General features: G+C 69.1%; 9 protein-coding genes. 7 read left to right on the top strand and 2 right to left on the bottom strand.

Going from position 1 to position 10077, the window contains the following annotated elements; all coding sequences use genetic code 11:
• Window positions 1-288: 288 nt before the first annotated feature.
• Together FNX44_RS18210 and eccE are read right to left on the bottom strand one after the other, a co-directional pair.
• Complete coding sequence (locus FNX44_RS18210; RefSeq protein ID WP_228449988.1) at window positions 289-1119, bottom strand: hypothetical protein; 831 nt, start codon at window positions 1117-1119, stop codon at window positions 289-291.
• Complete coding sequence (gene eccE, locus FNX44_RS18205; protein ID WP_143649347.1) at window positions 1119-2459, bottom strand: type VII secretion protein EccE; 1341 nt, start codon at window positions 2457-2459, stop codon at window positions 1119-1121. Before eccE ends, FNX44_RS18210 begins: the two co-directional genes overlap by 1 nt.
• A 180-nt stretch (window positions 2460-2639) precedes the next feature.
• Between eccE and FNX44_RS18200 the strand changes: the two genes are divergently transcribed.
• The 7 genes from FNX44_RS18200 to mycP (FNX44_RS18170) all read left to right on the top strand — a co-directional run.
• Window positions 2640-4253, top strand: coding sequence for a type VII secretion protein EccB (locus FNX44_RS18200; RefSeq protein ID WP_143649346.1), 1614 nt, complete (start codon window positions 2640-2642; stop codon window positions 4251-4253).
• Between the two features lie 279 nt (window positions 4254-4532).
• Window positions 4533-4853 (top strand): WXG100 family type VII secretion target, encoded by a 321-nt coding sequence (locus FNX44_RS18195; protein WP_143649345.1) that lies wholly within the window; start codon window positions 4533-4535, stop codon window positions 4851-4853.
• Window positions 4854-4977: 124 nt separating this feature from the next.
• Complete coding sequence (locus FNX44_RS18190; RefSeq protein ID WP_143649344.1) at window positions 4978-5268, top strand: WXG100 family type VII secretion target; 291 nt, start codon at window positions 4978-4980, stop codon at window positions 5266-5268.
• Between the two features lie 220 nt (window positions 5269-5488).
• Entirely contained in the window at window positions 5489-6787 is a 1299-nt protein-coding gene (gene mycP / locus FNX44_RS18185) for a type VII secretion-associated serine protease mycosin (RefSeq protein WP_143649343.1), read from the top strand.
• Window positions 6780-7112 (top strand): hypothetical protein, encoded by a 333-nt coding sequence (locus FNX44_RS18180; protein WP_143649342.1) that lies wholly within the window; start codon window positions 6780-6782, stop codon window positions 7110-7112. Before mycP (FNX44_RS18185) ends, FNX44_RS18180 begins: the two co-directional genes overlap by 8 nt.
• A 63-nt stretch (window positions 7113-7175) precedes the next feature.
• Window positions 7176-8672, top strand: a complete 1497-nt coding sequence (locus tag FNX44_RS18175; RefSeq protein WP_143649341.1) for a WXG100 family type VII secretion target — start codon at window positions 7176-7178, stop codon at window positions 8670-8672.
• Window positions 8673-8760: 88 nt separating this feature from the next.
• Window positions 8761-10077, top strand: a 1317-nt coding sequence (mycP, locus tag FNX44_RS18170; protein WP_143649340.1) for a type VII secretion-associated serine protease mycosin, incomplete at its 3' end; no start/stop codon positions are given.

Here is a 10077-nt window from a genome sequence, read left to right as displayed (position 1 = left end):
CCGCCCGGTTCAACAGCCGCGGCGCGCGCGGTCCGAGGAACGGCAGCAACGTCACCACGCCCTGCCAGGGGCTGGGCGCGAGCTGGTTGCGCGGCGGCTGGGCACCGCAGTCCCGCATCACCAGCACAGCCTAATCATTCACGTCAGGGACCGGCAGCCGAGGCCCCACCGCCCCGCGGTGCTCGCCCACGACCCCGTTCCGAACGAAGTGACCCGGCGGTACGACCGAACCTCCCAGTGAAGCCCGTCCCCTGCCACCGGGTCAATGTCACCGCCGGCGGCCTGCCCTCAGTCGATGCGCCGGGGCGCGCCGAGCAACCCCGTCTCGGCGTCCGTCGGCTCGGTGAGCACGAACTGCTGGTGGTTGCGAGTGCACCAGAGCATCGCGTTGTCGCTGAGCGTCGGCAGGGTCGCCGCCACCTGCCGGGGCAGCCGCATGACCCGCGCCACCACCTCCGTCTCCTGCGGGGACAACCGCTGGAGGCCGACGAGGTCCGCCCGGTTCAACAGCCGCGGCGCGCGCGGTCCGAGGAACGGCAGCAACGTCACCACGCCCTGCCAGGGGCTGGGCGCGAGCTGGTTGCGCGGCGGCTGGGCACCGCAGTCCCGCATCACCAGCACCGGGCTGGAGATCGACGGGCCCTGCGGCGCGATCTGCCGCACGTCGTGCACGGACACGCACTGCTGGCCGCCGCCGGCGGCCTGCGCCATCTGCGTCCACACCGGCGCACGCGCCGTCTCCACCGCGACCCGCGCGCCCACGGCAACTGCTCGCAGCGCCAGCAGTTGCGCGATCCACACACTGCCCACCAGCAGCACGTCCACCGGCTTCGGGCGCAGCAGGCTGACCACCGCCGGCTGGTTCTGCGGATCGACGCCGATCACGACGCCGTCGTCACCGACCGGCAGACCCAACTCCCCGACCACCTCGGCCGGCAGCAGATGGCGACCGGCACGGGGGCCGCGCAGCCCGAACCCGGGGTGGGTGCGCCTGGCCGGAGCGGTCGACGCCGACGACTCGCCTTCCGGCGTCGGTAGGTGGCTGGGTCGGCCCGGGCGGGCCGTCCAGGTGTCCTGGCCGGTCCAGGCGGGACGCTGGGGGTAGACGGGCGCGGACATCAGCGGGTACCTCCGAGGGGGAGCGTGGCCAGCAGACCGGGCAGCTGCTCCCGATCCAGCCGGACCAGGCCGGCCTTCGCCGAACGCGCGCGCTGCTCCAACTCCTGCTGGGCAGCCGCGAGTTCGTTGTCACTACGGGCGCAGAGCCGGACGTGGCCGGTGAGCGCGCGGGCACTGTGCGTACCGTGGTCGGCCGTCAGGCTGAACACGCTCGCCATCGCCCGCCCGCCCGACAGCAGCCGCACGAGGTCCGCCAACGGCGTCGCGCCCGAACCGAGCTGCGGCCACGACCGCACCCAGTAGGAGGAGTGCCACCGGTCGTCGCACCGCCAGGCGCGCGCCGTCTCCTCCGTGCGCCGCCGACTCTGGTTGTCGCGCCCCGCCGCGACGTTGGCGCGCGGGCTGGCGCACACAGCGACGCCGAGCGCTGCCACCACCTCGCGCTCCTCCAGCACCCGGGCCTCCAGTCCGTACCCGCTCAGCCGGCTCACCAACTGGTCCGCCGCCCGCAGCAGCGACCGCTGCGCGCCGCCGAGACCGCCGCCACGCGCCTCGACCGCCTCCGGGCACAGCTCCGGGTCGAGCTTCAACGCGATCCACGTCATCTGCACCGCAGGCGTCCCGGTACGCGCCTGGAGCGGCCCGTAGGAGACCGCCGCCACCGCCTGCGGCGGCAGATGCGGCGCCGGTGCCGGCTGGCTGTACTGCACGAACTGGGCCGACTCAAGACGGATGTCCTCGATCTGCAGCGCCGAGTGCAGCAGGTGCAGCGGTACCGGACGGCTGTCCCGAACCGGGCGCAACGGCTCGTCCGGCGCCTCCACCTGCACCAGCGCCGTCAGGAAGGTGCCGTCGCCGACAAAGCCGACCGCGCGCTGCTCCCGGTCCATGTACTCGTAGGTGCGCAGGCTCGGATCGCACTCCACCACCGGGGCGAACGCCGACTCCACACCCGGTGGCACCGGCACGATCGCCGCCTTGCGCCGCTTCATCGCCCGAACGGTGGCGAACCAGTCCGGCAGCGGTACCCGCCGCCACCGGCCCAACGCCGCCACCAGCAGCAGTACGGCGACCACCGCCATCGCGACGGCCAGCAGCATGTGCACGGCCAGACCCACCAGCACGAGGGCCAGCGCGATCTCCACGAGTACGAGCTGCCGCACCCGCACCGCGCCCAATCCCCCACCGCGCGACCGCAGTCGGGGAGTGACGGGCGTGGGCGCACGGCGTTGACCGCCGCCTCCCGGCGGCGGTGCGACAGGATGCGGCGCGGCGGGACCGCCGCCTCGGGACGGATCCTGCCGGCGACTGCGGCGTCGGGACCTGGTGGCGCTGGACATCCCCCGGCGTGCTCCTCTACTGCTCGGCGCCTCGCATAGCGACCGCCGCAATCGACTGGTTCCGGCTACTCGACACCCGGACCGTACGGACCGATCATCACACGGCATAGTAGAGGCCGGGCCGGCGGTAGCCGGGAGACGGTCACAGATGGAACTGGTACACGGGGAGTCAACGCAACCATGGCATCACGCCGGGACGAGCTCAATGCCTACAACTTCGCGCGCAAGCGCACAGTTGCCGCATTCCTCAAGCCGCTGCCCAACGGTTCCGTGGAGAGCGCTCCGCGCCCCGTACGCACCGTCGTACCGACAGCCGTGCTGGGCCTGTTGATCGTCGTGGGCTTCGGCGGCTGCGGGCTGATCAAACCGGCAGCGCCGGCGGGCTGGAACAACCCCGGTGAAAAGGTCATCGTCGGCGACAAGTCGACGACCCGGTACGTCGTTCTCAACTCAAAGGAAAAGGACGAGCAGGGCAATTCGAAGAGACTCCTGCACCCGGTACTGAATCTCGCCTCCGCCCGACTCCTCCTCGACCCCTCGAAGTTCGAGGTCGTCAAGGTCAAGGAATCCGTCCTGGACGGCGACGACGCCCCGCCGCACGGCCCCACCATCGGCATCCCCTACGCCCCCGACCGGCTTCCCGAGTCCAAGGACGCAGCCGCCAAGAAGACCTGGGCGCTGTGCGAGCAGCCCGGCGGCGGCGCCGACTCCCGCGTCCAGCGAGCCCTGTTCGTCTTCGCGAACAAGGACGAACAGCGCGCCAAGGTCACAGACGCGGGCAAGGGCAGGCTGAACAAGCGCGGCTCCCTCTACGTCAAGGACCCGGACGGCGCCGAGTGGCTGGTCGACCACCTCGGAGTCGCCCACCAGCTCGACGCGACGTTCCCCGAGCGGATGCTCCGCCAGGACGTCGACCGCCGCGAGCGGCAGCGCCTGGACGGCCTGCTGCGCGGCATCCTCTTCGGGCAGGAGACCGCGCCCCAGGCGGTCACCGAGGAGTGGATGAACACCCTCATCAAGAGCCCCCTCCCGCTGTTCTTCCCGCCCGTCAAGGACGCCGGGCAGCCCTCCTCCACCACCGGCGTGCCCGCCGAGCACCGCACCAACGGCAAGATCATCGAGGCGAACGGCGAGTTCTACGTCGTACTCGACGACGGCGTCGCGCCCGTCTCGCCGTTTGCCGCCAAGCTGCTGCTCGAGGGTCCGGTCGGCGGCGCGGTCTACCAGAACGAGGCGCCCGAACCCGTCAAGCTCCCGCTCGCCAGCATCACCGTCGACCAGCCGCGCTTCATGGGCGAGCTGAACGGCCGGCAGGTGCCGTGGCCGCGCGAGGAGACCACCCGCACCAACACCCACGAGCAGTCCGACGGACGCCGCGTCGTCTGCAGCGTCTACTACGGCGGCAACCGCACGATCCCCGGCCTCGGCACCGAGACCGACGTACGGGAGATGTCCACCTGGGCCGGCCGCGGCTACCCCGCACCCATCGTGGACGGCAGCGGCAGCACCTACGTCACCCCCGGCAGCGGTCTGCTCTACAAGGAGGTCACCGGCAAGGCGAAGGACGGCTCGCTCTTCCTGGTCACCGACACCGGGCTGCGATACTCCGTGCAGGTCAACAACGACAGCGCGGACACCTCCGGCAGCGCCGACAACGAGCAGAACAAGGCCCAGATCCGGCTCGGCTACGGCGACATCGCCGCCCCGCCGTTGGTCCCCAGGGAGTGGTCCCGCCTGCTCTCCGCCGGCCCGTCACTCAACACCGAGGCGGCACGCCAACCCCAGGGCAGCTGACGCCCGCCTCGCGGCGGTCGGCGAGGGCACCCAGCACCCCCCCGCCGACCGCCGTCCGAATCATCCCTTCCCGCCCGATGTGTAATTGCCCCGACCAAATCACTTGCCTCCACAAGCAGTTGGAGTCTGTAGTGAACAGGTCACAAACCGCGGCCCCTCATTGGGGCTGTCGGAGTCAGTGGTTACAGTGGTTTTAGGCACCAACAAGGTGGTGCCGACCGCGGGGGCACCGGAAGGCGCCCGGCGGGCAAGGTGCGAGTCTCATGGGGGACGTTGACTATGAGCGGTAGGTTTACGACAACTGAGGAGGAGATGGTTGCGTTCAGCAACAAGATCTCCAACGTCAGTAGCTCGATCCAGGGTGAGATCAAGCGCCTTCAGACCGTGGTCGACACGATCACCGGCGGCTGGAAGGGTGCGGCGGCGACCTCGTTCAACACCATGCAGTCGCAGGTGAACACGGACGCCACCAAGCTGAACCAGGTACTGGCCGAGATCAAGGAAGCGATCGACGCCACCACGAAGAACTACGTGGCCTCCGAAGAGGAGCAGCGGCAGATCGTGACGAAGGCCGGCGCCGAGTCGTCCCCCTTCGGGTGAGCCGTACCCCGCAGCGCATGACGCGTGCGGGTGACCTCTCCGGTACGTCCGGCACATCCGGCACATCCGGTACACATCGACTCACCGAAGCCGACCCACCTCACCGACTCCCCGAGGAGACACCATGTCGGGCCAGATCCTCGTCAACTTCCAGACGATCCAGCAGGCCGCAACCGACGTCCGCACCACCGCGGGCAACATCAAGTCGCAGCTCGACGACCTCGAGAGCGGCGTGAAGCGCATCGCCCAGAGCTGGGAGGGCTCCGCCAAGGAGGGCTACCAGACACGGCAGCAGGAGTGGGACAAGCGCGCGGCCTCGCTGCACGCCACCCTCCTCGCCATCTCCAAGGCCCTCGACACGGCCGCCCAGAACTACGAGTCCACCGAGCAGAAGAACGCCGGCATCTGGAACTGAAGGCTCGTCGGGCGGGCCCTCCACGCGCCGACCGGCGGACGGGGTGCGCGGAGAAACCACAGGGCGGGCGCGCTGCCACAGTGCGTCCGCCCCTCGTGTCCGCGCCTCCCGGCCGCCGAATCGGCCGACCGGCAACACAGCACCAGCCCTGAACCACCACACCCCGCGACCACGCGGGAAGCACCACATCGGTCGAGTACCGGGGAAGAGCGGATAGACCGTGGGACACCGCGACCAACGACACCGAACCGGCCGCTGGCGCCGCGCCGCCCGCAGGGCGGCCGTCGCGCTGTGCGCGTTCGGCCTCGTCTGCGGATCGGCCACCCCCGCCCTCGCCGACGACGGCCCCGGCGGCCCCGACGCCCCTGACGGAGACGTCGGCGTCCCGCTCAACAACGGCCAGTGCAACTTCCCCGCCGACCCGATAACCGGCACCCCCTGGTCCCTGCAGCGTCTGCTGCTCGACCAGATGTGGGAGGACACCCGGGGCGAGAACGTCACCGTCGCCGTCATCGACAGCGGCGTCAACCGCTCCCACCCCCAACTGAAGGGCGCCGTCGTCAAGGGCGCCGACGTCGTCGAGAAGAAGGGCGACGGCACGGCGGACACCGCCGGCCACGGCACCAAGGTCGCCGGCATCATCGCCGCCCGCCCCGCCAGGGGCACCGGCTTCGTCGGCATCGCCCCGGCCGCCAAGATCCTGCCCATCCGGCAGAACGACCCGGAGAAGGGCGGCGTGGTCAAGGGCCTCATCGAGGCGATCGACATCGCAATCGCCCGCAAGGTCCAGATCATCAACATCTCGCAGGGCACCAGCATGCGCCTGCCGCCGAACTCCGCCCTCCACAAGGCCATCGAGCGCGCACAGGCCGCCGACATCCTCGTCGTCTCCTCCGCCGGCAACGACGGCGCCTCCGGTGCCACGAAGGACACCTACCCGGCCTCCATCGACGGCGTCCTCGGCGTCGCCGCCTCGGACCGCAACAACGAACGCGCCGCCTTCTCCCAGCCCGGCTCCTTCGTCGACCTCGCCGCCCCCGGCGTCGACATGGTCTCCACCGTCCCCATCGGCGGACACTGCGTCGACCACGGCACAAGCTTCGCCGCGCCCTACGCCGCAGGCGTCGCTGCCCTCGTCCGCTCCAAGAACCCGAAGTGGACGTACGAGCAGGTCATCTGGCACCTCCAGCGCACCGCCGACCGAGTCCGCCCGGACCGGGACCAGAACATCGGCTGGGGCGTCGTCGACCCGGTCGCCGCCATGACGGACGACGACAAGCCCCCCACAGGCGAACCCGAACCCGACAAGACGGAACTGGCCGGCGTCAACGCCGAGAACATCCTCCCGGCGCCCCTGATCCTCGGCGAGACACCGCAGGAACGCCGCGTCCGCTACGGGCTCTACATCTTCACCGGCGGCGTCATGGGCGTCGCCCTCGTCGTCGGCACCTCGGTCGCCCTCCGCGACTGGCGCCGCAAAACCGCACAAAATCTTCACGGGGAGGCCACTCATGGCTAAAAGCGAGGCGTACCGCGTCGATCTCAGCTCGCTGGAGCAGGTCGTCAAGGACCTCAACGGAATCCTGAAGCAGCTCAACGGGGCGGACTCGAGCGCCAAGTACAAGACGACGCTTTCCCCCACGGCCCTCGGAACCGGCGCGAACGGCGTGAACTTCACCGAGGCCGACAAGATGACAAAAGCTCACGCTGTGATGAAGCGTCACATCGAGGAGATCGTGGAGCACCTCAACGAGGTCATGGATCAGTACGGCAAGAAGACGAAGCGGGCGCACGGTGCCTACCAGGACCAAGACGCCGACGTCGTCCGGACAATGAACGGCTGATGGCGGTGCGAGGAACGCGACAGTCGCGACGGTCAGAAAAGAAGGGCAAGGGGGAGATTATCCATGGCTGGTAAAGACACGGCCCTGCCGGGCGGTTCCCAGCACGAGTACACGTTCATCCCGCCGCAGCAGTGCTTCAACGAGAAGCACACCACGGACTTCGCCAACCTCGACGTGAGCACGATGAAGGCCATGGTCGGGGCGGCGAACCCGACCGAGGTCTCGAACGTAGCCAAGGGCTGGGAAGACCTGTGCATCCTCCTGGTCGGCAGTTCTTCTGCCGGTAGTGCCGCTGGCGGAATCGTCAAGGACTTCACTACCGCAGTGAACAAGGTCCTCAACGATTGGCAGGGAGACGCGGCGGACAAGTTTCGCAAGGAAGCCAAGAAGATCGAGAAGAAGCTCACCGACGCTTCTGAGTACGCCCGCTACACCTACATCGCGATGGACGGCGTTGGCACGGTCCTGAAGGACATCAAAGCCAAGGTCGAGAGCATGGAGGAGCCGAGCGCGGCGGCGTCTGCTGGCGACAAGCTCGGCGACGGCGGTACTCGAGACGACTCGGGCCTCAAGCGTGATCTGGCCGCTGGTATGAGTACGGAAGAGGCCCTCCAGCGTAACCACGGCTCTCTCTCCCTGAAGAAGGAGTGGCAGCTCGAGGTCGCCGTATACATGGAGCGTCTGGGCTCCGCCTACAACTCTCAGGCCAAGGCGATGGGGTCATGGCGGCGTGACGACAAGCCACGAGACGGCAATGACGAATACCCAGGCAACCCTGGTGGAATCACTCCAGTGCCACCAGTTCTCCCGCCTGGCGGTGCCGCAGTCAAACCGGCCGGCCTCGGCCCCGGCGCGACCGGTCCCAAGGGGCCGGGCTTCACTCCGCCCAGCGGTATCGGTAGCCAGCGCCCGGACGGAATCACTGGTGGAGTTGGTACCAACAAGCCGGGAACCGGGATCAACGGTCCCGGCGGGGTCAACAGCCCGATCTCACAGGTCGGTACTGGCCTCAACGGCGTATCGCCCAACAGTACGGGCCTCGGTGGCGGAGGCGCAGGCCTGAGCGGCGCAGGGCTTGGCGGCGGTGTCGGTGCTGCCGGCACCGGTGCCGGAGCAAGCGGAATCGGTGCTATGCCCGGCGGGATCGGGGGTGCTGCCCGCGGAGCTGGCAGCCGCGTCGCTGGTGCGGGCGGCCGCGCGGGTGGCGCTGGCCGGATGGGCGGCATGCCCGGTATGGGGGGCGCCGGAGCCGGCGCCGGTGGTGCCGGCAAGGGTGGCTCGGGACGTGGGGCGCTCGCGAAGCAGCGAGGTGGAGTCGTCGGCGCTGCTGGCAAGTCGGGCTCCGGGGCTCAGGGGGGCTCCGGACTCCATCGCAGCCGTGGCGGTTCCCAGGCCGGTAAGGGCGGGACTGGCCGCGGCGCAGGCATGATGGGCGCACCTGGAGCTCGTGGCGCAGCGGGCAATGAGGACAAGAACCGCAAGGACCGTCCCGACTACTTGGTGGAAGACGAAGAGACCTGGGCTACGAAGAGGAACGTCGCGCCCCGCGTGATTGAGTAGTCCTGCGCCACCTTCTGGTGGCGACAGATCTCAAGACGTGGTCCACAGCCAGCGGGCTGTGGACCCGTCCCACGGAAAGGTGATTGGCATGGGCTTCCCTCACGCACTGCGTGCGGTGGGCGGCATGGTGCTTGCGGGAGCACTGCTCTTCGGCGCCCCGCCGGCGGCTGTGGCCGACCAGGTCCGAGAGGACCAGTGGCCGCTGAAGGCATACGACGTCAACGCCATCTGGAACATCTCCAAAGGAAGAGGCGTCACCGTCGCGGTGATCGATGACGGCGTTGACGCTGACCATCAAGACCTTCGGCGCAACGTGCTCAAGGGAAAGTCGTTCCTGGACCAAGGTGAGGCCGAGCTGAGGTCGGGGGACGGTCACGGCACCAGCATGGCTGCAATCATCGCTGGTCATGGACACGGGCCGGGGAACTCGTCAGGTGTGATGGGCCTAGCCCCAGAAGCAAAAATCCTCCCCATCGCTACCGAAGGGAGCGCTGGTCAGCTCGTCTCTGCCATCCGCTATGCAGTGGACAATGGCGCATCTGTGATCAACATCTCACGGGGTACGCCAGACAGAGCTGACGCCGAAGAGGAAGCGATTGCCTATGCGTTCAAGAAGGACGTGCTGGTAGTCGCTTCATCTGGGAACGAGGGACTTGGGCCCGAAGGAGAGGAGTACCCGGCGAGCTATCCAGGGGTTGTCTCTGTCGGAGCCGTCTCGAGTAGCGGCGAGATTTGGGAGAAGTCAAACTACGGCCCCAAGCTGATGCTTACCGCTCCTGGCGTCGGCATCGTCTCCGCAGGCGGCGGAACCACAGCCTTTCCCTACCGTAAGGGAACGGGAACTTCCGGAGCTACCGCGTACGTGTCTGCCGCTGCGGCGTTGCTGCGGGCGAAGTTCCCGGACCTGACCGCCGGGCAGATCGCTAACCGGCTGGTGAAGACTGCAGGGCTGCCGCCTTCCGCGAAGGACCTCTCCCTGCCGGACGAGAAGTACGGGTACGGCTACATCCAGCCGCTCGCCGCGCTCCAGCGCGACATCCCGGCCGGGTCGAAGAACGGCCCCCTGAAGGTGCCCAGCGAGGCCGGCTCGGACCCCTCGGCTCCCGCATCCCCGCATCCGGACCTCGACTATGTCGACCCCAACGCGTCCAGCTGGAATCTGCCTCTCATCGGGGGCGGCTTCGCCGCGTTCGTGTTGTTGGTCGTGGGCCTGGTGGTCGTGCTCACCCGGAAGAAGAAGCGGCCGAACAACTTCCCGCCCCCGGGCGGTCCCATGCACGGCCCTGGCAGCGGCGGGGGCTACGCCGGCCCTGCGAACGTCGGACTTCCGCATCAGCCGCCCGGCCCCTACCAGGGGCAGCCGCAGCAGCCCGGCGCGTACCCGCCGCCCGCCCCCAACCAACCC

Origin of the sequence: Streptomyces alkaliterrae (assembly GCF_007097205.2) — a bacterium.
GTDB classification, from domain to species: domain Bacteria; phylum Actinomycetota; class Actinomycetes; order Streptomycetales; family Streptomycetaceae; genus Streptomyces; species Streptomyces alkaliterrae.
Note: the sequence above shows the minus strand (reverse complement) of the source record. Positions and strands in the feature narration are given on the sequence as shown.

Bases quoted from the DNA above. Each gene is read 5' to 3' on its own strand.
- FNX44_RS18210 (WP_228449988.1), bottom strand. From the start codon at position 1,119: ATGTCCGCGCCCGTCTACCCCCAGCGTCCCGCCTGGACCGGCCAGGAC.
- eccE (WP_143649347.1), bottom strand. From the start codon at position 2,459: ATGTCCAGCGCCACCAGGTCCCGACGCCGCAGTCGCCGGCAGGATCCG.
- FNX44_RS18200 (WP_143649346.1), top strand. From the start codon at position 2,640: ATGGCATCACGCCGGGACGAGCTCAATGCCTACAACTTCGCGCGCAAG.
- FNX44_RS18195 (WP_143649345.1), top strand. From the start codon at position 4,533: ATGAGCGGTAGGTTTACGACAACTGAGGAGGAGATGGTTGCGTTCAGC.
- FNX44_RS18190 (WP_143649344.1), top strand. From the start codon at position 4,978: ATGTCGGGCCAGATCCTCGTCAACTTCCAGACGATCCAGCAGGCCGCA.
- FNX44_RS18180 (WP_143649342.1), top strand. From the start codon at position 6,780: ATGGCTAAAAGCGAGGCGTACCGCGTCGATCTCAGCTCGCTGGAGCAG.
- FNX44_RS18175 (WP_143649341.1), top strand. From the start codon at position 7,176: ATGGCTGGTAAAGACACGGCCCTGCCGGGCGGTTCCCAGCACGAGTAC.